The 22973-nt window shown below is 65.9% G+C and carries 23 protein-coding genes and 2 pseudogenes; 9 read left to right on the forward strand and 16 right to left on the reverse strand.

Going from position 1 to position 22973, the window contains the following annotated elements; all coding sequences use genetic code 11:
* From P1K32_RS00215 to P1K32_RS00255, 9 genes are all read right to left on the reverse strand, one after another.
* Nucleotides 1-1203: a DUF8167 domain-containing protein gene (locus tag P1K32_RS00215; RefSeq protein ID WP_276250737.1), complete on the reverse strand. Its 1203-nt coding sequence runs from the start codon at nucleotides 1201-1203 to the stop codon at nucleotides 1-3.
* Nucleotides 1200-2393, reverse strand: a complete 1194-nt coding sequence (locus P1K32_RS00220) for a DUF8167 domain-containing protein (protein WP_276250712.1) — start codon at nucleotides 2391-2393, stop codon at nucleotides 1200-1202. The genes P1K32_RS00215 and P1K32_RS00220 overlap by 4 nt, the downstream gene beginning before the upstream one ends.
* A 163-nt stretch (nucleotides 2394-2556) precedes the next feature.
* Entirely contained in the window at nucleotides 2557-3021 is a 465-nt protein-coding gene (locus P1K32_RS00225; protein WP_276250713.1) for a pyridoxamine 5'-phosphate oxidase family protein, read from the reverse strand.
* Nucleotides 3022-3086: 65 nt separating this feature from the next.
* Complete coding sequence (locus P1K32_RS00230; protein ID WP_276250714.1) at nucleotides 3087-3878, reverse strand: DUF5803 family protein; 792 nt, start codon at nucleotides 3876-3878, stop codon at nucleotides 3087-3089.
* Between the two features lie 3 nt (nucleotides 3879-3881).
* Nucleotides 3882-4565, reverse strand: a complete 684-nt coding sequence (locus tag P1K32_RS00235) for a DUF2110 family protein (protein ID WP_276250715.1) — start codon at nucleotides 4563-4565, stop codon at nucleotides 3882-3884.
* Nucleotides 4565-5089, reverse strand: a complete 525-nt coding sequence (locus P1K32_RS00240) for a transcription factor (protein ID WP_276250716.1) — start codon at nucleotides 5087-5089, stop codon at nucleotides 4565-4567. The genes P1K32_RS00235 and P1K32_RS00240 overlap by 1 nt, the downstream gene beginning before the upstream one ends.
* Nucleotides 5090-5325: 236 nt before the next feature.
* Nucleotides 5326-5514, reverse strand: a complete 189-nt coding sequence (locus P1K32_RS00245) for a hypothetical protein (RefSeq protein ID WP_276250717.1) — start codon at nucleotides 5512-5514, stop codon at nucleotides 5326-5328.
* 21 nt (nucleotides 5515-5535) lie between these two features.
* Nucleotides 5536-6087: a tRNA (cytidine(56)-2'-O)-methyltransferase gene (locus tag P1K32_RS00250; protein ID WP_276250718.1), complete on the reverse strand. Its 552-nt coding sequence runs from the start codon at nucleotides 6085-6087 to the stop codon at nucleotides 5536-5538.
* Complete coding sequence (locus tag P1K32_RS00255) at nucleotides 6084-6758, reverse strand: DsbA family protein (protein WP_276250719.1); 675 nt, start codon at nucleotides 6756-6758, stop codon at nucleotides 6084-6086. Before P1K32_RS00255 ends, P1K32_RS00250 begins: the two co-directional genes overlap by 4 nt.
* A gap of 132 nt (nucleotides 6759-6890) precedes the next feature.
* On the opposite strand from P1K32_RS00255, the gene P1K32_RS00260 reads away from it, so the two are divergent.
* Together P1K32_RS00260 and P1K32_RS00265 are read left to right on the forward strand one after the other, a co-directional pair.
* Nucleotides 6891-7817: an NAD-dependent epimerase/dehydratase family protein gene (locus P1K32_RS00260; RefSeq protein ID WP_276250720.1), complete on the forward strand. Its 927-nt coding sequence runs from the start codon at nucleotides 6891-6893 to the stop codon at nucleotides 7815-7817.
* A gap of 62 nt (nucleotides 7818-7879) precedes the next feature.
* Nucleotides 7880-8197 (forward strand): hypothetical protein, encoded by a 318-nt coding sequence (locus P1K32_RS00265; RefSeq protein WP_276250738.1) that lies wholly within the window; start codon nucleotides 7880-7882, stop codon nucleotides 8195-8197.
* Here the strand turns inward: P1K32_RS00265 and P1K32_RS00270 are convergent.
* Entirely contained in the window at nucleotides 8194-8652 is a 459-nt protein-coding gene (locus tag P1K32_RS00270; protein WP_276250722.1) for a YbhB/YbcL family Raf kinase inhibitor-like protein, read from the reverse strand. The two genes, P1K32_RS00265 and P1K32_RS00270, sit on opposite strands and share 4 nt — an antisense overlap.
* 74 nt (nucleotides 8653-8726) lie before the next feature.
* On the opposite strand from P1K32_RS00270, the gene P1K32_RS00275 reads away from it, so the two are divergent.
* The 4 genes from P1K32_RS00275 (at nucleotide 8727) to P1K32_RS00290 (ending at nucleotide 12257) form a co-directional block, all read left to right on the forward strand.
* Nucleotides 8727-9500 carry a DUF2797 domain-containing protein gene (locus P1K32_RS00275; protein ID WP_276250739.1) on the forward strand — a complete coding sequence of 258 codons (774 nt, stop codon included), beginning with the start codon at nucleotides 8727-8729 and terminating at the stop codon, nucleotides 9498-9500.
* 186 nt (nucleotides 9501-9686) lie between these two features.
* Nucleotides 9687-10157: a bacteriohemerythrin gene (locus P1K32_RS00280; RefSeq protein WP_276250740.1), complete on the forward strand. Its 471-nt coding sequence runs from the start codon at nucleotides 9687-9689 to the stop codon at nucleotides 10155-10157.
* Nucleotides 10158-10209: 52 nt separating this feature from the next.
* Nucleotides 10210-11727, forward strand: coding sequence for a methyl-accepting chemotaxis protein (locus tag P1K32_RS00285; RefSeq protein ID WP_276250723.1), 1518 nt, complete (start codon nucleotides 10210-10212; stop codon nucleotides 11725-11727).
* A gap of 119 nt (nucleotides 11728-11846) precedes the next feature.
* Entirely contained in the window at nucleotides 11847-12257 is a 411-nt protein-coding gene (locus P1K32_RS00290) for a hypothetical protein (RefSeq protein ID WP_276250724.1), read from the forward strand.
* A gap of 59 nt (nucleotides 12258-12316) precedes the next feature.
* On the opposite strand, the gene P1K32_RS00295 is transcribed toward P1K32_RS00290, so the two are convergent.
* From P1K32_RS00295 to P1K32_RS00315, 5 genes and pseudogenes are all read right to left on the reverse strand, one after another.
* Nucleotides 12317-12667, reverse strand: coding sequence for a helix-turn-helix transcriptional regulator (locus P1K32_RS00295; RefSeq protein ID WP_276250725.1), 351 nt, complete (start codon nucleotides 12665-12667; stop codon nucleotides 12317-12319).
* 27 nt (nucleotides 12668-12694) lie between these two features.
* Nucleotides 12695-13431: pseudogene (locus P1K32_RS00300) on the reverse strand (NRDE family protein).
* A 45-nt stretch (nucleotides 13432-13476) separates the two neighbouring features.
* Nucleotides 13477-14964 carry a class I adenylate-forming enzyme family protein gene (locus tag P1K32_RS00305; RefSeq protein WP_276250741.1) on the reverse strand — a complete coding sequence of 496 codons (1488 nt, stop codon included), beginning with the start codon at nucleotides 14962-14964 and terminating at the stop codon, nucleotides 13477-13479.
* Nucleotides 14957-16001: pseudogene (locus P1K32_RS00310) on the reverse strand (mandelate racemase/muconate lactonizing enzyme family protein). The gene P1K32_RS00305 and the pseudogene P1K32_RS00310 overlap by 8 nt, the downstream one beginning before the upstream one ends.
* Nucleotides 15998-16951, reverse strand: a complete 954-nt coding sequence (locus P1K32_RS00315) for a 1,4-dihydroxy-2-naphthoate polyprenyltransferase (RefSeq protein WP_276250742.1) — start codon at nucleotides 16949-16951, stop codon at nucleotides 15998-16000. Before P1K32_RS00315 ends, P1K32_RS00310 begins: the two are co-directional and overlap by 4 nt.
* Nucleotides 16952-17091: 140 nt before the next feature.
* On the opposite strand from P1K32_RS00315, the gene P1K32_RS00320 reads away from it, so the two are divergent.
* The 3 genes from P1K32_RS00320 (at nucleotide 17092) to P1K32_RS00330 (ending at nucleotide 22022) form a co-directional block, all read left to right on the forward strand.
* A complete protein-coding gene (locus tag P1K32_RS00320) occupies nucleotides 17092-18546 on the forward strand; it encodes an ATPase domain-containing protein (RefSeq protein WP_276250743.1) in 1455 nt (484 codons plus the stop codon).
* Between the two features lie 3 nt (nucleotides 18547-18549).
* The gene (locus P1K32_RS00325) at nucleotides 18550-20340 is read left to right on the forward strand and encodes a PAS domain S-box protein (RefSeq protein WP_276250744.1); all 1791 of its coding nucleotides are present in this window, start codon (nucleotides 18550-18552) and stop codon (nucleotides 20338-20340) included.
* Between the two features lie 71 nt (nucleotides 20341-20411).
* Nucleotides 20412-22022 carry a long-chain-fatty-acid--CoA ligase gene (locus P1K32_RS00330; RefSeq protein WP_276250745.1) on the forward strand — a complete coding sequence of 537 codons (1611 nt, stop codon included), beginning with the start codon at nucleotides 20412-20414 and terminating at the stop codon, nucleotides 22020-22022.
* Nucleotides 22023-22090: 68 nt separating this feature from the next.
* Here P1K32_RS00330 and P1K32_RS00335 read toward each other — a convergent pair whose 3' ends face one another.
* Nucleotides 22091-22873 carry an SDR family oxidoreductase gene (locus P1K32_RS00335; protein WP_276250746.1) on the reverse strand — a complete coding sequence of 261 codons (783 nt, stop codon included), beginning with the start codon at nucleotides 22871-22873 and terminating at the stop codon, nucleotides 22091-22093.
* Nucleotides 22874-22973: the final 100 nt, after the last annotated feature.

The following is a 22973-nucleotide window of genomic DNA, read 5'->3' on the forward strand; positions in this document are numbered from 1 at the left end:
TCAGTCGTCGCCGACGGCCTCTACTTGCTCTGCCGACTCGTCGACCATCCGGCGGGCACGTTCCCTGTCCGCTTCGTACTGGTCGAGCCGGGCGATATCGGCGGGCGTCCCGATGACGTACGCGACGTCGCCCGCCTGCAGCGTCTCACGCTCGGCCGGGAACGGGATGGCGGTCCCCGCGCGGTCGATGACTGGGACACTGACGGGCAACCAGCCCGCGAACTCGCCTTCGAGCGGGCCGCCGGCCTCGACTATCACTCGCGTCATCGTCTCCTCTACGTCCCGGATGACGGGGATGAACTCCGCCAGGTCGCTGGACGTGTCCGGGTGTGTCACCAGGCGATACTCCTCACTCTGGTCGAGCTTGGCCACGTCGCCCTCGTCGACGAGCAGCGTCGTCGTCTCGCCGTCCGTCGAACGGAACTCGCCTTTGGTGACGAACTGCTCGGTCTCGCCAGTCGTCCAGACCTCGACCGGATCGCCGACACCGGCCTCAGGGAGCGGCGTCGCGCGGACGGCGACACCGGCCGTGTTCGGCGGCAGCGAGGCGCCCAGCCCGGAGGGTTTCACACCGACGCTGACCCGTTCGACGGTCCCGTCCTCGGCGAGGGAGACATCGACGTAATCGAGGTCAAAATCCTGTTGAATGCGGGTCTCGAACCGCGTTTCGAGGTCCTCGACATCGAGCCGCCGCGGGAAGCGGAACCGACGGCCCGCGAGTTCGGCCTTCAGGTCGTCGTCGGCCGACAGGTAGCCGTCCGCGTCCGCTATCTGGGTCGGTGCCCGGAGTTCGACAACGAGCCGAGCAGACTGGAGCAGGTCGACAGCGTCCGTCTGTGCATCGAGATGCGTGATGTCGAAGACGTCACAGCCGATACGGTCACCGATTCGGCGACCGAACTCGGCGGCGCCGGCGCTGACGACGAACGTCCCGAGCAGGAAGGCACCGGTCCCGTAGTGGGCCAGCCCGGTGTCACCGACGAGGGTCCCCGTCAGCGCGCTGTCGACGGCGAGCCAGACGGCGATAAACGAGACGCCCAGCAACATCCCGGCACCGGCGGGGAGCTGTCTGGTGGTGTACTGCCGGAAGACGAACGACAGCGCTGACGCGGTGACCAGGGCGAGCAGCCCGAATCCGAGGATACTCAGTATCGCCGTCTGTGTCCAGCTGGTGACTATCTGGAGCACGACGAGCCCGGTCATTGACCCACCCCCACGGTCTCCTCGCCGGAGACGATTCTGTCGAGGACCGGTCCATCGCCGAGGACGAACGCGGCGTCGCCGTTCAGGTGGCCCGGCGAGAACGTCCAGTTGCTGTCGGCAGCGCCGCCGTCGTCCGCCGCACGGAGCGCGAGCACCTCGATCGGTTCGTCGGTGGCCTGGAGTTGCTTCCGGGTCCGGTCGTCCAGCAGTACCTTCCGGATAGAGTGGCCAGCCCGCACCAGCAGCGAGAACGCGCGGAACTCCTCGCGGGCACCGGCCGGTTTCACCGAGAGTGTCAGCTCCTCGGACTCGAGCAGCGTGCTCGCGTCGATAGTCGGGACGGCCACGGTCGCCAGCCCCCGACCGCCAGTCGACGGCGTCTGCGCCGTGGCACCGTCCCACTGGTCGTCGGCCACCTCGTCGGTCGTGCCCAGGACGACGCCGTCGACCGTCTCCTCACCGGCCGTGACGGTCACCTCGTCGCCGACCGACAGTCCGGTCGGCAGCAGCGTCTCGACTGACACCGCTCGCCAGCCGTCCGGGATGCTCCCCGCGAGGTTCCTGGACGGCGGTGCGGCGGCGATGGTCGCGGTCCCCCTGGCGTCGACGGACACGTCGACCGCCGGCAGGTCGTACGTGCTCCGGAGCCGGTCCTCCAGCCGGGCCTCCATCTCGACGATGGGGATGTCGGCCGGTAACTGCCAGCTCTGGTCTGCCAGTTCCGCGCGAAGGTCCGCCTGCAGCGGGGAGTACCCGTCGACGTCGCGAACGTCGCCGACGGCCGAGATAGTTACGTGACCCTTGCCGTCGACGGCCTCAAGCGCTGCCGGCGCCAGCGGCCGCTCCCGACTCGTCGGCTGGGAACGGTCGCGTGGCAGGCGCTCGGCCAGCTTCGACGCCTGGCTGTTGGCGTACATCGAGACCAGTCCGATGACGAGCGCGGCGGTCAGCAGTCGCGGGAGCACGGCCACGGGCTCCGCCGCGACCGTCGGCAGGTTGATAAGTCCCGTGACGATACCGCCGGCAAAGCCGAGTGGAAGCGCACAGACGACGACCAGTGGCGGGGCGAGTTCCGTGCCCTCTACGTACTGGAACGCGAACGCGATCGCTCCGACGCCGACCACTGGCACGAGGCTCATCAGGAGTCCGTGCGAGATGCCAAGCAGGACCTCGACCGGGAGCGGTGCCACTGTCACCGCCCCCCTGTGCGTGGTCGCTGCCAGGGGGCGCTTACAGGTGACGAGATAGTAACCGGTTGCATGCCGACCTTGGACTCCCCATCGGATTTAAACATTGGCGGCAGGGCGGGGAACACCACACTACCACCGAGTCTCTCGGGCCAGCCGCGACCGCTCAGTTCTCGTCTTCTTTCACTTCCAGCCCCCGAATCTCGTCGACCTCCAGTCGCCACGCGGTTATCTCCTCGATACCCTCCGCACGCTCGAAGTCCGTCGAGAACCAGGCGTTGTCGTCCAGCGTCTCGACGGCGTGGTCCCACTCGCCGCTGTCCCGGGAGAGCGCCCGCGCGGTCCCGGTGACGGCGATGGACTGCCAGTCGAATCGCCCGCCGATATCTGTCACGAGCAGGCGGGCCCGCTGGCCGTCGTCGACAAAGTCGAACTTGGTGTTCTCCGGGCTGTCTCTGATGAGCGCGAGGAAGACGTCGTCGCCGTCGTACCCGAAGGAGACGGGGATGCTGTACGGTTCGTCGCCCTCGGCCAGCGAGAGGACGCCCCAGCCGCTGTCGGTCAGCAGTCGGTCGATGTCGCGGCTGTCCATCGGCGTGCCCATCCACTGGCCGTATGTCTCAGTCGGCATAGCAATGACTACTACCTGAAGTGACATAATTCATCGCCGACCAGCGAAGCCGAAACCGAGCGGAGTCAGCGCATACCCGGCGGCGGCCCGTCGTCGCCGAAGTCCTCGTCGTCGTACTCCTCTTCCAGGTCGATGCCGGCTTCCTGTCGGCGGCGGCGTACCTCCTGGAGCTGACGCCAGTAGTACACCGTGCCGACGCTCCCGACGACGATGGCGACGAGCGCGAGGCCACCGAAGACGTAGAGGTCACGCTCGAGGTAGAAGCGGACCCGTATCGCGCGGGACTCGACCGGCTCCGACCAGGTGACGGTCATCCGGTCGGTCGTCGCGTTGGTGTCAGTCTCGTAGTTCCCCGGCGTGACCTGCGACAGCAGCGGGATACCGACCCGTCGACCCGGCGGGAGCGTCACCGCGTAGGTGTACCCCTCGGTGTACACCGGCGTGGTAAACGATTTGCCCTGACGCGGCGCGGTGTAGGCGACCTGGCCGCTGCTGTCGTTCGGGAGTTCGATGACGGTCGAGCGCCCCGTCTGTCGGGCCGTCAGCGAGGAGTTCGCGGGGCTGATGACCGTTCCGTTATCGAAGCGAAAGCGCAACGCACTGACGGGGACGCTCTCCTCGCGCCCGAGGTCGTCCCGGTTGTGGATGGTGTACGATGAGTTGTTCGGGATGTCATAGACCGCCTGGTAGGAGGTGCGGTTTAGGGTTATCGAGGCGTTGGTCTCCGTCTCCCAGTCGTAGGTGGCGTTCTCGTTCAGTTTCCCCTCGTCTACCTCTTCGGGGCCGAAGAGACCGGTACAGCCGGCCAGAGCGACCAGCGCGAGCACGGACAGGAGGGCGAGGTGGCGACGTTGCATGACTCAGGGGACGACAGCGAGTAGTTCCGACGGCATGAATCGACCGATGTCGGAAAGCAGCCCCGGTGCGTCGGTGTCCGGGTTACAGATGATACTCATCTCCAGCAGACCGAGCCGCTCGACGGTGACGATGTCCTGGGCGTGACCCGACTTGTTGACAGTCGCGCGGACCTCAGAGCGGGTGGCGCTGTTGGTGTTGACGCGGCCGTTGCCGTGGTCGCCGCCGCGTTTCCAGTCGTACAGTCGGTCGACCTCCTCGTCGGCCAGTCGGGGTTCGGAACCGGCGACAAAGCGGAGCGGGAGGTGCTGGACCAGCCCGAACCGCTTGCGAATCTGGTGTGGCGTCCCCTGCCCGAGTTCGAGGTTCTCGGCGGGAATCTGCACGTCACCGGCGGGCCCGGCGTCCAGCACGAAGCCGTCGTCGTCCCACGAATCGAGGGTGCCGACGTACGTCTCACCGGCCTCGTGGGTGGGGACGACCTCGCCGAACTCCTCGCGCAAAACGTTTCGCGCGACGACTTCGTCGGGGCCTGTCACCGTGACCACTGGGAAGTCGTCCTCGCGGTGGCCGATATCGAACTCGACGTCGAGGTCGCCAAAGCGGTCGGTCACCAGCCCGCGCAGACCGTCGAGTGCACGCTCCCGGGCGTCGCCCGTCACGTACACTTTAGAACCTAGGACGACCATCAGGCCTCGGCGTCCACGTTCAGTTCCGACCGCAGCTCGTCGATGCGGCTCTCCATCGCCGTCACGAGGCGGGTGTTCTCCATCGCTTCGACCTGGTTGCCACACTCGGGACACTCGAAGCCGAACTCCATCGCTTCGCCGAACTCGAAGCGGATACCACAGTGCTCACAGAGGTAGAACTCGTTGTTGCGCTCGTACTCCCGGCGCTCTTCGAGCCCCTCCAGCAGCCGGTACATCTCCTCTTCCAGTTGCTCGGGAATCTCCTCGTACTGGAACGTCCAGAGGTAGGTGAGCCAGCCGGAGTCCTCGTCGCGAAGCCGCCGGTAGGCCGCCAGGTCGTTCTCGTAGAGAATAAAGAGCGCGCGGCGCACGTCGTTCAGTTCGAGGCCCAGCTCCTCGGCCAGCTCCTCGTCGGTCACTTCGCCGTCCGGCGGCGCGGCGGCGACCGGCATCCCTTTCGGTCCGACCAGCTCGTGGAGGTACTTCTGTATGACGGGGTCCTCCAGCAGATCCTCAAAAGCCATTACCTGGTCTTCGGGGGGTCACGTGGTTAAAACCATCGGAGCGCTCGTTAACACTCGCGCTCCGTGATTCGCAAACGCTGCGCGTTTGCTCACCTCCGCTCCGTTCGCTTCGGCCCACGGAGGGTGATTCGCGAACAAACCGCGTTCGCTCATCATCGGGTCACGCCCTTGCGGGCACGCCCCGTGGCTCGCAAACGCTGCGCGTTCGCTCACCATCGGAGTGCTCGTTGACACTCCTACTCCGCCCAGGGCCCGACACCGGCGAACCGACCCAGCAGCCAGCCGATGGCGAAGGGCGCGACGATGGCGAGACAGGCGAGTCCGACCCAGCGGGCTGGCGGGGGCTGGCTGGCCAGATAGACGAGATAGACCGTGCCAAGGATTGGTACGAGCCGCGACGACGAGAGGAAATCGAGCAGTGACATCTACCGGCTCACCGGACTCGCTCAGACATCCTCGACGTCCTCCGGGTCGACGACCTTCTTGCCGGTCTCCATGGGGACGACGACCTGGTCGGGGTCGTCCCACTCGCGGTCGAGTTCCGCGCCCTCGAAAAGCCGGTCCAGAAAGACCGCCAGCGAGGCGATCTCCGAGTGTGGCTGGTTCGTGACGCCGACGTTGTAGTCGGCCCGCTCGTACACTTCGAAGGGGACCTTCTCGGCACCGACGACGACCAGCAGCGGCTCTGTCTCGTGGTCGGTCCGGATGTCGCCCTCGACGTCCTGGATCGACTCGCCGTACATCGTCAGGTGGACCACGGTGCCCGAAAAGTCGCGGATGCGGCGCTTTGGCTCGTCGGTGGTCGCCACGTCGAACGGGCCGCCAAAGCGGTCGGTGATATCGACGACGGTGTCGGCCCGGCTGCTGGCGGCGCCGGCCAGGACGACCCTGTCGGCACCCAGCGCCCGCGCGGTCAGTCCGACGTGTGTCGTGATACGTTCGTCTCTCCCCGGGCGGTGACCGAGGCGTAGGACCGTCACGTCGGGGCTGTCTCTCATCCCGACCTCGCGGCTTCGATGGCGTCTCTGACTGGTTCGTAGGCGATCTCTTGCCACTCGACCTGGCTACCGTCGACGAACACCGTCGGCGTCCCGGAGACGCCGCGGTCCTCCCCGGCCTGCTTGTCGGCGCGGACAGTCGGGTCGTATTCCCTCTCGGTCGCGGCCTGTCGGACGAGGTCGCCGTCGACGCCGACCTCGTCGGCCAACGAAGCGTACCGCTCGGAGCCGAGATTTGACTGGTCGCGAAAGAGTGCCTCGCTGTACTCGTAGAACGCCTGCGTGCCGGCCTCGGCCTGGACCGCGCGGGCGGCGCTGGCGGCCTGCCACGAGACCGTCTGGTCGACCGGAATGGGGAAATCGCGGAACTCGTAGCGGACGGTCCCCGATTCGAGGTACTCACTCGCCAGTTTCGGGAACACCTCGACCGAGTAGGTCGCACAGTGCGGGCAGGCGTAGTCCGAGTAGGCAGCGACGGTCACGTCGGCATCGGGGTCACCGGCAACTGGCGTCGGGAGCGGCTGCTCGTCCGACGGGGTGGCCGTCTCGGCGATAGAGTCGTACTCAGTGGACTCTGTCGTCTCCCCGCCCCCGCTCGAAGAACAGCCTGCGCTTGCGGCCGCGACCGCGACACCACTGGCGATGAACGCGCGTCGACTCAACCGTGTCATAATTTAGCGTTACCGGTGACCCTATATAACGGCGTTGTCAGCGACCCACCGCTGAAGCGGTGGGCTTCCGCGCTGTTACCGCTGTGATTACGGTATCGCAACGATTTTTGAGGTCGGTACTGCAGTCACCCTATGCATATAGAGGACAAGCGAATCGTCGTCACCGGGGGCGCCGGCTTCATCGGTTCGCACCTGGTCGACCGGCTGGTAGCAGACAACGACCTGCTGGTCGTCGACGACGGGTCCAACGGCGAGCGCGAGTGGGTACACGACGACGCCGAGTTTCTCGGCGGGGACCTCACCGACGAGGCGGTCGTGGCCGACGCCATCACAGCAGAGACCGACCTGGTGGTCCATCTGGCCGCGTCGAAACTCGTGGATACGGACATGCCACGCCGACAGTTCACAGACAACAGCGAGATAACGTACAACGTCCTCGAACGGATGGACGAGGTCGGCGTCGAGAAGCTCGTCTTCACCTCCTCTTCGACGGTGTACGGCGAGGCTCCCCGCCCGACGCCCGAGGACTACGCGCCGCTTGAACCTATCAGCGTCTACGGCGCGACCAAGCTCGCCGAGGAGTCGCTCATCTCGACGTACGCCCACAGCCACGACCTCCAGTCGTGGGTGTTCCGCTTTGCCAACATCGTCGGCCCGCGGCTTCGCGGGGCGGTGATTCCGGACTTCGTGGAGAAGCTCCGTGAGGACCCAGAGTCGCTGACGATTCTGGGCGACGGCCGCCAGGAGAAATCGTACATGCACGTTTCGGAGTGTCTCGACGCGATGGTCTACGCCGTCGAACACGCCGACGCCGACCACAACGTGTTCAACCTCGGGACGCGGACCACGACCTCCGTCGACCGCATCGCCGACATCGTCGCCGACGAGATGGGGCTCGACCCGGCGTACGAACACACCGGCGGCGACCGCGGCTGGACCGGCGACGTCCCGCGGATGCGCCTCTCCATCGAGAAGCTGGCCGGGCTGGGCTGGGAACCCGACCAGTCCAGCGACGACGCGGTCCGCCAGTCGGCCCGCGAGCTCATCGAGGAACTCTGAACGGGCAACTCCACTGACCACCGACCGGTGGCTATTATACGGGCGGTACCACAGGGAGTGACATGGATATACGTTCACGACTCTCCGCTATCGAGACCGAACGGGCGCTCTTTGCCGTCAGTGCCATCGTCACCGGCGTGCTGACGGTGCTCGTCTTTCGCAGTGGGTACGAGGACCAGGGGGCCCTCTTTGCCGCCTTCTCCATCTATCTCGGCGGCGCCGCAACTCCCCTTGTCAGAGACAACGTGACACAGTACAAGCGAACCGGCGCGATAGCCCTGGGCGGGGTCGGTATCGTCGCTATCATTATGGGCATCAGCTCCGGGCTCCCCTACCTCTTCATCATCGGCGCTATCGCCGCGATGTTCAACCTGTTCTAGTCGGCCGGATAAGTCCCGGTCAGCTCCGCTTTCCCGACCATGTGGCCGCTTGCCGCGTCGTAGAGGTCGTCTTTCGTCGCGTCCGGCCCCAGGTCCAGGTCCGTGTCCAGCGCGTACAGCAGGAACCGGTAGGTGTGTTCCCGGTCCGGCGGGTTCGGCCCGCCCCAGCCCGTCTCGCCGTAGTCGTTCTGTCCCTCGATTGCGCCCTCGGGGGTCGTCCCCGCCGGAATCGACTCCGTCTCCGGGGGTATCGACCAGCACAGCCAGTGGTTCCACACTCTACCGGCCGGCTCCTTCGCGTCTGGGTCGTCGACGACGAGCAGCAGTGACTCGGCCGCCGACGGCACGTCGTGTATCTCCAGTGGCGGGTTGGTGTTGTCCTCGGTGTAGCCGTACTCGGTGGGGATTCGCTCGCCGTTGTCGAACGCCGGACTCGTCAGGTCGAGGTCGGCCATGGTAGCACTTCGCAGGCCACGGCCAAAAGCTCCGTCCCGGTACCCATTTGCCCGTCGACCGCCAACGCCAGCGCGTGCAAGTCGTCGGCTATCGCGCCCGGGTCGAGAACCACGCTGCCCTCCTGCTTTCCGAGGACGGCACGGTCACCGTCGAGCGGCTGGACCCGGGAACGTCGCTCTCCTATCGCCTCGGGGAGCGCCACTGTGCCGGCGCCGTCGAGCGCGTCGATACCGGGGGGTCGCCCGTCCACCACGGCTGTGACGCCGCCGCCGCGCCCTACTGCGCCGAACACACCAGCCGGTGGCCCTGTGCGCGCTGTACCGGCGACTGCGGGAAACCCATCGAGGCCTGCGACGAGGAACACGGCGTCTATCTGGCCGCCTTTGCGCCCGAGACGGTGAAGGTGGGCGTCACTCGCTCGTGGCGACTGGAGACGCGGCTCCGGGAACAGGGGGCCGACCGGGCGGCCCACCTCCGGACCGTCGCCGACGGCCGCATCGCCCGGCAGGTCGAGGCCGACATCGCCGCCGACCTCGGTGACCGCGTGCGCGTGCCGACGAAGATAGCCGGCCTCGCCGACAGCGTCGACGAAGCGTTCTGGACGACTCTCTGTGCCGAGTACGACCCGCTTTCGACCTACGACTTCGACTACGGGCTGACTATCGCCGACCGACCCATCGCCGAGACGCTCGCGACCGGTACTGTGGTCGGGACCAAGGGTCGCGTCGCCGTCCTGGAGAACGGCGGCAGCGTCTACGCCGTCGACCTGCGGGATCTCGTAGGGTACGAACTGCACGAGGGGGCCAGCGACCGCGACCTCCAGTCGAGTCTCGGCGCCTTCGGCTGAGCGGGCCATCCACGGTCGCAGCCGTCGGTGGTCACTCCGCCCGTTCGACGAACAGGCCCCTATCGTCGGGCTGTTCATCGCTCGGACCCGCTGGAGCCCGAAAAGCGACACACAGCGGCAAGCCGTTCTCAGCTGCTGGGAACTGCCCCGATTTCCTTTACTAGTAAAGGTCCTATATTCTAGTTGATGCCGCTGATAGAATGGGACGAACGGCGGTACAGCACGGGTATCGACCGATACGACAACCAGCACAAGCGGCTGTTCGAAGTGCTGAACCAACTCCACGATGCGATGGAGGAAGGCCATGCCGAAGAAGAACTCGGAGACGTGTTGCGTGAGCTAGAGCGCTATACCGAGTACCACTTCACCGACGAAGAAGAGTTCATGGAGGGCTGTGGATTCGCCGACGACTGCTCGGAGTGTTTCTTCGGTCACCAGGAGATGCACGAGGAGTTTGCCCAGAAAGTGACCGAACTCCGGAAAAAGCACGAAGAGGGGGAGTACATCACGATGGAGGTACTGGAGTTCGCCCGCGACTGGCTCGACTCCCACATCGCTGGCGGGGAGCAAGACCAGAGTTACGGCGAGTATTTCGCCTCCGAGGTCGACGACTACGACTTCTCTTCGCACCACATAGACGAATCGACGTTCCAGTAACCAGACCGATACTCCCCGAGTGCCGTGACCAAACACCACTACATCAATTCCAATGGGCTCGCAACAGACGCAAGAACCGCCGAGTGAGGACGCTTTGCTAGAACAGGTCGATGCCGAAGCGGCAGTCGACGAGATGGAGCTTACCCCCGAGAATATTCAGACGCGGAAGGAGTTCGTCGGGTTCGATGACGGGGATGTAAAGCGCCTGCAGGCGCTCGGGCCGGCGGTTCAGACGGCCGAGGACGACCTCGTCGAGAAGTTCCGCGCGACTCTGACAGCCGATGACGGTGCCGAAGATGCGGTCAGTAGCTCACCGACCGACATCGGGGAGTTGGCGGCCGTCCAGCGAGCACATCTGGATGCGGTCGTGAACGGCGAATACGGGGAGTCGTATTTCACCAGCCGAGCGGGTGTCGGAGCGTTTTTTGATGAGTTCGGGATTCCACTCCGGTACCATATCGGCCAGCTGAGCGTTCAGTTCGAGATACTCTCCCAGGCGGCCACGGAACAGGTAGAAACAGAGGTGGAGCAGATACTTTCGGAGGCGGGCGTTTCGGATGCGACCATTCAGGCAGTACACGAGGAGATACAGCACAACAACGAGACGTTGCTGTCGGCAGTACGGCTGTTAACTCTCGACTGCCAGACTGTCGTGGAATCGGCGCTCAGTAGTCGTGAAACGACCTACGAAGCAGAACTGGAACGGCGACAAGAGATCGCCGAAGACTCACGTGAGGCGGTCACCGAACTCAAGAGTTTAGCCGGGGAGGTGACGACTGGGAGTAACGAAATCGCGGACCTCACGGCTGAAGAAGCGGAGAACGTATCAGACATACAGGACGAGATGGCGACGCTCAGCGCGACAATCGAGGAGATCGCGGCGACCGCAGACCGTGTCGAATCGGTCAGTGGCCGTGCGGCAGAGGCTGCAACTGCGGGCCAGGATTCAGCACAGGACTCGGTAGAGATACTGGAGGCGATCGAAGCGGAAGGCGAGGCAATCAAGGACAGCATCACCGAGCTACAGACCCAGGCCGAACAGATTGGCGAAGTCGCCGACGTAATCAACGACATCGCCGACGAGACGAATCTCCTGGCGCTGAACGCCGAGATCGAGGCTGCCAGGGCAGGTGAAGCAGGGGCCGGGTTCAAAGTAGTCGCAGACGAAGTGAAGGGGCTTGCCGAGGAGTCACAGAAGCAGGCGACGGAAATTGAGGCCAAGATAGCCGAAATCCAGCGCGTCATCGACGAGACGACTGCGAACGCCGAGACGACGGTCGAATCGATCGACACCGGCATCGACCGTGTCGAGCAGGCGATGAATCAACTCGACGAAATCGCGGAGATCGTCGACGAGACTGCACACGGGACCCAGGAAGTGTCCGAAGCGACGGACGAGCAGGCCCGCTCAGCGGAAGAAGTGGCAGCGAAAATCGATGAGACCGCCGAGAGGGTCACGGCGATAGACGACGAAATTCAGGATATCGCGAAATCGAGCGAACAGCAGTCTGCAAAAGTGTTCCAGATAACGTCCGATCTGAAGCAACTCTCGGAATCGTTCTCGAAGTGATACCGGTGTCGTCGCGTCCCGGTATCCGGTGACGCTCGGCCGGAAGAGCACCGGCACATAGCGACACCGGTCCGTTCGACACGACAACCCTTTTCCGCCGGCCAGTCGAATCCGGATTCATGGCAGACGACGAATCTGAGAACGCAGACGAGTCGGCCGAATCGAGCGAGAACGGCGACGAGGAGAAGTCCTTCCGCGAGCGCGTCGAGGAGATTCGACAGAAGCGCGCCGAAGAAGGCGAAGGTGACGGCGAGGGGATGAGCCGCGAAGAACGCATGGAAGAGATGATGGGCGGCGGTGGCGGCCCCGGCGGCATGGGCGGCGGCGGCAACCCCTTCGCCCAGATGATGGGCGGTATGATGGGCGGCGGCCCCGGCGGCATGGGCGGCGGTCCCGGCGCCGGGCCCGGGCAGGCACAGGAAGGCGGCAGCGACAACGAGGAGATGGTCCGTGAGATGCGGAAGCTCCGCGACGAGGTCCACGATATGCGACGGACGCTGGACCGTATCGCCGACGCGCTCGAAAACTGATACTGCCGGCGCTTCCGTTTTCTACGGCTTCGAGAGCGAGAAGCGACAGTGACGGACAGTCAGTCCTGGTAGGCCAGCGTCATGACCCACTGAGAGAAGGTGTCGTCGTGTGGGTCGACCTCCTCGTCGCCGATAAAGGGGGAGAGCTGGTCGCCGGCCATCAGCAAGGAGAAATCGAGGTCCCTGGCCGCGGGCGTGAGGAAGTAGGTGTTGTGGCCCTCGTAGACGGTGTCCTCGCGCTGGATGAGTCCCTTATCGAAGAGGGACTCGACGATACGACTGCCCTTCCGGGAGGAGACGTCCAGTTCCTTCCAGAAGTCGCTCTGATGGATGCCGCCGGACTCGCGGATGAGTTCCAATCCGGCCCGCTCGTCCTCAGAGAGGTCCGCCTCCGACGTTGCCGAACTCATATACTACAACGTCCGCCGGTGGGCCGCTTAAATCTGGCCTTCCACTGCACGATAGTCGGTCTTGCAGGGCGGCCCGTCGGCGAACTCGTATCGGGAGCTCTCACCGAGCGTGACGAGCGAAGAGGACCGAGTCCCGAAACCGTCGCCGTGGACACAGACCCCGTAGTCGTGGTCGGCGATGGTCTCGCCCGCCCGGTCGAGCCACGAGTCGACGCCCTCGCCGGGTTCGACCTGCATGGCTTCCCGCAGCTTGTCGGCGTTGTTCGCCTGCCCCTCGGCGGCCTCGGCGCGGACCTGCGGAATCCGGTAGTCGCCGTCGGCCCCGACGTTGACCACGACGTGGACGCCGGGCTGGAGGTTCCGGACCGCCAACTGGCCGTCCCACTCCAGCAGGACGGCGGCGTTCTCGTCGGCCAGTAGGAGGTTGAAGCCGTCGTACTCGGCCTCCCGAACCGCGCCCTCGACGGCGCGGGCGGCGTCCTCGGCGCGCTCGTGGCTCAGGCAGTCCCGGACGAGCAACCCCGGGACCGCTCGCCGGCGAGGTCGGCGTCGACCCAGCGGTTGGTGACGGCGACGAGCAGGCCGTGTTCGTTGTACCCTTCCCAGGTCCCCTCGGCCTCCCCGTCGGCGGGCGCGACGACCTCCGCGCCCCACTGGCGTCGTTCCGGTGGCGCCGACGGTCGGTCGAGCAGTTCGTCACGGTTGGCCGCGAACGCGACCGGCGTGGCTTCGAACACCTGCCAGGCGAGGACGATGGTACACACGGGCGGTCGTACGCCCCCGGGGCAAAAACGGCTTTCCTGCCCGGACTACGACTGTAGCAGCCGCTGGACAGCGTCCCGGTCGACCGTCCCCGAAGGCGTCCGGGGCAGCGAATCTACCACCCGAACCGTCTTGGGGACCTCGTAGGTGGCGAGGTCCGACCGGCAGTGAGCCAGCACGGCGTCGTCGCCGACATCGCCGACGACCAGCGCCGCGACCCGCTGGCCCCACTCCTCGTCCGGCTGACCGACCACGGCGGCGTCCTCGACGCCGGGGCAGTCCCGAATGGTCGACGCGACGGCGGCGGCGTCGACGTTCTCGCCGCCGGTGACGATGCGGTCGTCGACCCGCCCGACGACCCAGAGTCGGCCGTCCTCGTCGCGGTAGCCGCGGTCGCCCGTGTGGAAACCGAACTCGCCGAACGCGTCGTCGGTCGCCCGGTCGTCGAGATACCCCGGCGTGACGGTCGGCCCCGAAACCACGAGTTCGCCGCGGTCGCCGGGGTCGGCTGGCTCGCCGTCTACGAGGACGGTCACCGTCGTGTTGACGAGCGACTGGCCGACGGTGTCGCGGGACTGGCCCGCAGTGGCTGGCAGGGCCGTCGCTATCTGGGAGGCCGCCTCGGTCATCCCGTAGGTCGGACAGACCGGGATGTCCCTGGCGAGACAGCGCTCGACGAGCTCGGGGTCAGCCGGGCCCCCGCCCAGCAGGACAGACCGGAGCGCGTCGCCGGGCACCCAGCCGGTATCGACGAGGCGCTTGCACATCGTCGGGACGAGCGAGACACCGGTGACCCCGTGGTCGTCCATCACGCGGGCCGTCTCGCCCGGCTCGAACTGCCGCTGGACGACGACCGCCGTTCCGTACAGCGCCGACCGGATAAACGGCGCCAGCCCGCCCATGTGGTAGGTCGGGAGACAGACCAGCCAGCGGTCCTCCGGGACGACGCCCAGCCGGAACGCCGAGGCGGTCGCGCTCGCGACGAGGTTCCCCAGCGTCAGGCGGACGCCCTTTGGCTCGCTCGTCGTTCCCGAGGTGAACAGAATCAGGGCAGTCTGGTCTTTCGATAGCTCGGCCGGTGTCACGTCCGGCGTCGGCGCCACATCAGCCAGCGCGTTGACAGCCGCTGCGTCGGCCTCGTCGACCGAGACGACGGGGGAATCTGCGACTTCGGCCGCCAGCGATTCCGTCTCGCGCTCACAGACCAGCAGGTCGGCCTCGAGCGCGTCGAGCTGGGTCCGGAGCGTCTCTGGCGCGAGTTCGACGTTCAGCGGCACGAACGTCCGCCCGGTCCGCATCGCGCCGTAGAGCAACTCGGCGACCGCCGGTCGGGTGTCGACCAGTGCGGCGACGCGGCCGCCGTCAGACGCACAGGCGGCGTCGAACGCGGCCGCGACCGAATCGACGGCGGCGTCGAGTTCGCGGTAGGTCCGCTCCTCGCCGCGGTCGGCGTCCACGATAGCGGTTCGCTCGGGCGTCGTCCCGGCGCGGTGGGCCACCAGGTCCCGGGTCGGCCACTCGACCGGCTCACGCATCCGGCCCCACCTCGTCGGGGTCGAGTCCGAGTCCGTCACGCTGGGGGACCGTCATCTCGCCGTCGGCGACCGTCGTCGGGTCCGGCGCGAGGTCACGCGCCAGGCGGTCGCCCGTGGCCAGCCCGCAGGCACCGATATCGGGGACGGCGGCGGCGACGTGCAGCGCCGCCAGCCGGGCGAGGACCCCGTCGATGGTGGTCGTCACGACCGGCTCGATGCCCTGCTCGCGGGCCCGCAACGCCAGCGTGTGCGTTGCCCGGCCCGCCCAGTACCATCGGTTTCAGTATCAGCACGTCCGCGGCGTCGGCCGAGAGGACGGTGTCGGCCCGCTCGCGGACGAGGGACTCGTCCAACGCGACACCGACGGAACCGCCCCGCAGGTCGGCATGTCCCGCAAGGTCGTCGGCCGGGAGCGGCTGTTCGACGTACTCGACATCGAGGCCGGCGAAGGCGTCGTAGGCCCGTTTCGCCTGCTCGCGGTTCCACGCGCCGTTGGCGTCGGCTCGCAGCTTGACGCCGTCACCCACGCGCTCGCGGACCGCGCGAACCCGCTCGAGGTCAGCCGCGACGCTCCGGGCTCCGACCTTCAGCTTGCAGCAGTCAAAGCCCTGCTCGACCGCGCGAACGGCCGCGTCGGCCGTTTCTCCCGGGTCGGCGTCGCCGACGGTCGCGTTGACCGGGACGGCGTCACAGTGGCGGTCGGCGTCGAACCACCGATAGAGCGGGACGCCGTCGGCGCGGGCGTCGGCGTCGAGCAGCGCGGTCGCGAAGCCGTGGCGCGCCGCGGGGACACTGTCGGCCGCGAGTTCGAGCATCGCAGCGGTGTGGCCGCCCCGGGTTTCGGCGTCGGCGGCGGTCTCGAGGGCGGCGCGGCAGTCAGTCGAGGATTCGGTCCACCCCGGCAGCGGCGTGGCCTCGCCGATACCGGTCTCCTCGCGGTGGTCGTACCGGACCAGGAACCCCTCGCGGGTCTCGATAGTCCCGCTGGCCGTCGCGAGCGGGCTGGACAGCGGGAGCGAGAACGGCGTCGTCTTCATAGCAACTGTGGGAGTGCCAGCCCGGCGGCAAAGAGCAGCGAGTGGGCAAAGAGCGTCTGTCCGACCCGTTCCAGCGTCGGGTTCAGCGCCTCACCGTCGGTGTGGGTCAGGACGGTCCGGCTTATCCCAACGGCCAGTGGGAGCGTCAGCAGCGGTGCGAGGGCCGGGAGTCCGTAGGCCGGGTCAAGCGCGAACAGGACTGGGACGACGTAGGCCATGCCGACGAGGGCGAGGAACTCGACGCGACTCGGGCCGTAGCCCAGATACACCGCGAGGGTCTTCTTGCCCGCGGCCATATCCGTCTCGCGGTCGCGGACGTTGTTGACGACGAGGATGGCCGTCGAGAGCCCCGCAGCCGGGAGGCTCGCGACCACGGCGTGTATCGGGACAGTGCCCGGCGGCAGCGTGGTCGGGAACATCCCGATTGCGGGGTTGCTGGCCACGGCCTGCACGTAGTAGGTGCCGGTGACGGCGACCAGTCCGAAGTAGACGAACACGAAGAGGTCACCCAGGCCGCGGTAGCCGTACGGGAGGGGGCCACCAGTGTAGAGGATACCAGCGGCGATGCCCGAGAGGCCGACGACGACGATTGGCACGCCGCCGACGGCGACGAGCGCCACGCCGACGACGACCGCCAGCGCGTAAGTCAGTAGCATCGCCCGCTTGACCGCCGCCGGTTCGATGAGACCGCCGGCGGTGACGCGGGTAAAGCCCTCGCGTTCGTCCGTGTCGGCGCCCTTGACGGCGTCGTAGTAGTCGTTCGCGAAATTCGTCCCGACCTGGATGAGCAACGCCCCGACCAGCGCCGCCAGCGCCACGAGCGGTTCGAACACGCCCGCGTGGACGGCCAGTCCCGCACCGACGACGACCGGTGCGGCACCGGCGGGCAGCGTCTGTGGCCTGGCGGCCATGAGCCAGGCCCTGCGTTTCGAGACCGTCACGGTACTCATTGGCCGGAATTAGGTTCCGTGCCTCAAATCGACTGTGGTTCAGCCCCGGTGCGTGCAGTCCGCACGGCCCGAATAAATTCAGCGGGAGAAATCATAATATAAGAACTACACTTTTGTCGTATCCTGCGAAAGGGGTTGGTATGAGTTTGCGCGAGGGGCCCCGAATCTCGTCGGGTCTCGCCGGCCTGGACGCGATTCTCCAGGGTGGGTTCATCGACGAACGGACATACACAATCAGAGGCGACTCAGGGACTGGGAAGACGATTCTCGGCTATCACTTCCTGACTGCCGGCACCGACACCGGCGAGACGGCGCTGTACTTCGCGTTCGAGGAGACGGCAAAAGACATCACGGCCAACGCGGCGGGCCTGGGATTTGACCTCGAAGACGTCATTATCGAGGACATGAGCCCGTCTGCCACGCAGTTCATGGACGACGGCAACTACACTGTGTTCGGGCCCGGCGAGGTGGAGGCGACCGATATCGTCTCCCGAATCAGCGACGCCATCGAGAGCCACGAACCCGACCGGGTGTTCATCGACCCCCTGACGCTCCTGCGTCATCTCACACCCGACGAGTACCAGTTCAAGCGCACCGCCGCGTCGCTGATGAGCTACCTGAAAGAACGCGGGGTAACGACGCTGTTTACCACCCAGTCGACCGCCGAGCAGTCCGACGAGGACCTGCAGTATCTCGCCGACGGCTCGATTACGATGCGGCGGACCGAGCGGGGCCGTGAACTCGAGGTCGAGAAGTTCCGCGGGTCGGGCTTTCACAGCGGCTCTCACGGCATCCGAATCGACGCCGGGCGGGGCATCACCGTGTTCCCGAGCCTGGTCCCTGGAGACCACGAGCAGTCGTTCCACTACGAGACGCTCTCGACCGACATCGACCCGCTCGATGGCCTGCTCGGGGGCGGTATCGAGCGGGGGAGTATCACGCTCATCAGCGGACCGAGCGGGGTCGGCAAGTCGACGACTGGGACGGCCTTGGCCCGGGCGAGCGCCAGCCGAGGGGAGAAGGCAGCGGCGTATCTGTTCGAGGAATCGGACCACAGTTTCAGTCACCGGTCGGACGCCATCGGCCTGGGCGTCAGTGAGCTACGGGACGAGGGAGCCTTCGAGGTCCACGAGGTCGAACCGCTGAGCGTCTCGGCCGACGAGTTCGCCCATCGAGTCCGGGAGGGCGTCGAAGAGCGGGGCGTCGAGTTCGTCCTGCTCGACGGGACGGCGGGCTACCGGCTCGCACTGCAGAACCCGGAGGGGGAGCTCCGGCGGGAACTCCACAAGCTCTGTCGCTATCTGCGGAACATGGGCGTGACCGTGGTCCTGACAGACGAGATTGCGTCGGTCACCGGGACGTTCCAGGCCTCGGACTCCCAAGTCAGCTACCTCGCGGACAACGTGGTGTTCATCCGCTACATCGAGGTCGGCGGCGAGATACGGAAGGCCATCGGCGTGCTGAAAAAGCGATTCGGGGATTTCGAATCGACGCTCCGGGCGTTCGCAATCGAGCGCGACGGGGTTCACATCGGCGAGGCGCTCTCGGACCTGCGCGGTGTCCTGACGGGAACACCGAGCCGAAAGACAGAGTAACCCATGTTCAACACGTCGTTCCAGGAGACTGACCGATTCCTCAGCAGATCGATGCGAGTCCTGCTGAGTATCGCGAACCCCCGCGACCGGGAGCTGCTGGCCGAGCAACTGCGCTCGACGGACATAGAGGTCGTCGCCACCGACGGGTCCGAGCCGCTCCCTCAGTTTGACCTCTGTGTCGCGGACACGACCTCGTTCCCGTCGATAGCCGATCACTTAGAGGAGCGACGCAGCGAACTGGGTTCGGTTCGACTTCCAGTCCTCCTGGTACTGGGTCCGAGCGACTCCGAACAGGCCGCACGGCCCTACTGGAACAACATCGACGACGTGCTCGCAGTCCCCACCTCGAAGCAGATATTCCGCCACCGCGTCTCGACGTTGCTCCAGTCTCGTACGCAGTCCGAACAGCTGGCCCTGTTCGCGCGCGCGATGGACGACGCGAAGACTGGCATCACTATCGCCGACGCCGACGGCGACCAGGAGCTCCGCTACGTCAACGACGCCTTTCTGGAGATAACGGACTACGACCGCTCCGAGGTGCTCGGGCGGAACTGCCGGTTCCTGCAGGGACCCGGTACCGAAGACGAGCCCGTCCGGGAGATACGGCGGGCCATCGACGAGGAACGGCCCGTGGCTGTCCTGCTACGGAACTACCGCGAGAACGGCGAGATGTTCTGGAACGCCCTGGAGATTTCGCCGGTGTACGGCGAGGACGAGGTGACCCACTTCGTCGGGTTTCAGGAGGACGTCACCGAGCGCGTCGAACGAACGCAGACGCTCCAGCGCTACGAGGAGATCGTCACCGCCGCCGGAGACCCCATCTACGCGCTCGACAGCGACCTCCAGTTCACGCTGGTGAACGAGGCGGTCACGGCGTTCAGCCGACAGACGGAAGCCGAGATGCTGGGCAGTCACGTGGAGACGGTGTTCGGCGAGGACCACGCCGAAGTGCTCGGTGCCGCGGTGCTGAATCTCGCGGAGTCCGGCGGTGAAGAGATGACCATCGGCACCGTGGTCGAGGACGAGGACGGCCGCCACCGGCGCTTCCAGACCACGGTGGCGGTGCTGCCGACGGCCGAGTTCGAGGGTGTCGTCTGCGTGAGCCGTGACATCACCGAAGACCGGGAGCGCGAGTCGCGTCTCTCCGTGCTCGACCGCGTCCTGCGACACAACCTCCGAAACAAGCTGATGGTGATGCTGGCACAGGTCGACCGGATAGCCGAGCGGAGCGAGGACGGGGAAATCGTCGACGCAGCGACGACCATCGAGCGAGCCGGCGAGGAGCTGCTCGAACTGGCCGAGACGGCCCGCGGGTTCAAGCGGACGATAGACCCGGCCGAGGACGATGCCGTCGGCCCAGTCGACGTTGGCGAGGAGACCGGGCACGCAATCGAAGAGGTCCGAATGGAACACGACGGCGTCCGCATCGTCGCTGACGTCCCCGAGTCCCTGTGGGCGAGAGCCCACGACTCGTACGAGCTGGCGATGGGCGAACTGCTGGAGCGGGCCGCGACAGCCGGGACCGACGTCAAGGTGGCTGTCGAGATAGCCGCCAATCCCGAGGACGGCACCGTCAGTATCTGTGTCTGCCACGACGGCGACGGGCTGGATGCGGTGGAGCTGGACGCGCTCAACTCGGGTATCGAAGACGAGCTCCAGCACACACAGGGACTCGGACTCTGGTTCGTCCGGTGGATGGCGACAAACAGCGGCGGGACGTTCAGTATCAGCGAGACCGACCGCGGGACGGAAGTCGAACTGACGCTGCCGCTCGTAGCGGCCCCGGTGGGGTAGTCGCGATGTCCGGGACCGTGCCGGTAACAGACAAAGAGGTTATATAATGATTATTCGTATTTCTTCACGCAATGGAGAAGCCACTGCTCGTGACGGATTTTCTCGACCGTGCGCGACGATACTACGGCGACCAGGAGGCCATCGTCGCGACGACCGGTAACCGGTACACGTACGACGAGTTCGGTGCCCGCGCTGACGGGTTCGCCGCGGCGCTCGCGGACCGCGGTATCGAGAAGGGGGACCGGGTGGCCGTTTTGGACCCGAACACACATTATCACCTCGAAGCTGCCTACGGCATCATGCAACTCGGAGCGGTCCACACGCCGCTGAACTACCGCCTCGTTCCGGACGACTTCGCGTACATCCTCGAAGACGCCGGCGTGGACGCCATCTACGCCGACTACGAACACGCCGAGAAGATAGAGGCCGTGCGCGCGGACGTCCCAACGGAGACGTTCGTCACGAACGACACCGACGCCGTCGACGGCGACTGGGAGTCGTTCGACGAGTTCGTCGACACCGACGCGACGGTCGAGCGCCCGGCGATGGACGAGAACGACGTCATCACTATCAACTACACCTCCGGGACGACGGGCGACCCCAAAGGCGTCTGTCGGACCCACCGCACCGAGACGCTCCACGCCTACATCGTGAGCCTCCACCAGGAGATACGCGACGACGACGTCTACCTCTGGACGCTCCCGATGTTCCACGTCAACGGCTGGGGCCACATCTACGCGATAACCGGAATGGGCGCGACACACGTCTGTACGCGGGGGGTCGACGCCGGCGGCATCTTCGAGGCCATCCGCGAGGAGGACGTCTCCTACCTCTGTGGCGCGCCGACGGTGCTCAACATGCTGGTGGACTACTACGAGAGCCACGACGTGGCGACGACCGGCGACCGCGACGTCCGTATCGCTACCGCCGGCAGCGCCCCGCCCGAGGCGGTCATCCGCGCTGTCGAGGACGACTTCGGCTGGTATCTCAAACACGTCTACGGGGCGACAGAGACGGGCCCGCTGATCACGACCTCGGACGCGCGTCGGTTCTTCGAAGACGGGAGCGATGCCCGCTTTGCCGTCAAGAAGCGCCAGGGGCTGGGCTATCTGGGCACGGAAGTTCGGGTCGTCGACGAGGACGGAAACGACGTTCCCGAAGACGACGCGACGCTCGGCGAGGTCGTCGTCCGGGGCAATCAGGTGATGGACCGCTACTGGAACAAGCCAGAGGCGACCGAGACAGCCTTCAGCGACCGCATCGAGGGGTACTACCACACCGGCGACCTCGCGACGGTCGACGAGAACGGGATGATAGCCATCAGGGACCGCAAGAAGGATATCATCATCTCCGGCGGCGAGAACATCTCCAGTATCGAACTGGAGGACACGCTGTACGACCACGACGCTGTCGCCGACGTCGCGGTCATCCCGGCCCCCAGCAGCGAGTGGGGCGAGACGCCGAAAGCGTTCGTCGTCCCGACCTCGGGCGACCCCGACGAGCCGGGGACGGACGTGGACGAACTCGTCGCGTTCACTCGTGACCATCTGGCGACCTACAAGGCCGTCAGCAAGGTCGAGTTCGTCGAGTCGCTCCCGACGACGGCGACCGGAAAGGTCCAGAAGTACGAGCTGCGCCAGCGCGAGTGGGACGAGGAAGACCGGATGATAGGCGAGGGATGAGCTACATCAGGGCCTGCCCTGACCCATTGGCAGGAATCGGCGCCTGAATATAAAACGCAGGAATATTGTCAGGTGTTCCCAAGTCCCCCATCGACCAATATCGATTCACCGTTGACGTAAGAACTCAGGTCACTGGCGAGAAACAGCGCCACATCGGCGATCTCTTCGGGTTGGCCGAAGCGACCGGCTGGTGTCGCACCGAGCATCGCCTCCTGGAGTCGGTTTCCGGCTTCGCCGTCGCCCATTCCCCCCTGGGCTAACATCTGTGTCTCGGTGAAACTCGGTTTGATCGCGTTGACGCGAACCCCGTGGCCACCGAAGTAGTCAGCCAGAGCGTAGGTCAGTGATTTCACGGCCCCTTTCGAAGCACTGTATGTCGTCTGGTACGACGCCCCACTATCTGCCGCGAGGCTCGCCATGTTGATGATAGTCCCGCCCTCGTCGTTTTCGATAAGGCGTTTGCCGGCGACCTGGGCCCCGAAAAAGACGCCTTTCAGGTTGACATCCATGAGCTGGTCGTACTCCGCTTCCGTCACCTCGAGGAACGGGGTCTCACTGTGGATGCCTGCGTTGTTGACCATGATATCGAGGCCGCCGAGCTCGTCGGCAGCGTCGGCGGCGGCTTCCAGATCCGCTCGCTTGGTCACATCGCACTCGACGAAGACCGCCGTCTGGTCGGTCTCAGTCCTAATCTGCTCGTGTGTCGGCTCGCCACCTTCTCGTGGCGCTTCGCGGACATCGGCGACGACGACGTCGGCGCCGTGTTCGGCAAACGTCAACGCGATTCTGCGGCCGATGCCACTTGCCCCGCCCGTCACGATTGCCGTCTCGTCTGTGAGTAGTTGACTCATTGTCCGCCCGCAGTTGCTTGTGTGCTGGTGTCGGTCATTTGTGTCACAGTAGCACGACGCAGTGTGAGGGAAATAAATGCCATAGTTTTTCACGAAATAA

It is taken from the genome of Haloarcula rara (assembly GCF_029338235.1).
GTDB classification, from domain to species: domain Archaea; phylum Halobacteriota; class Halobacteria; order Halobacteriales; family Haloarculaceae; genus Haloarcula; species Haloarcula rara.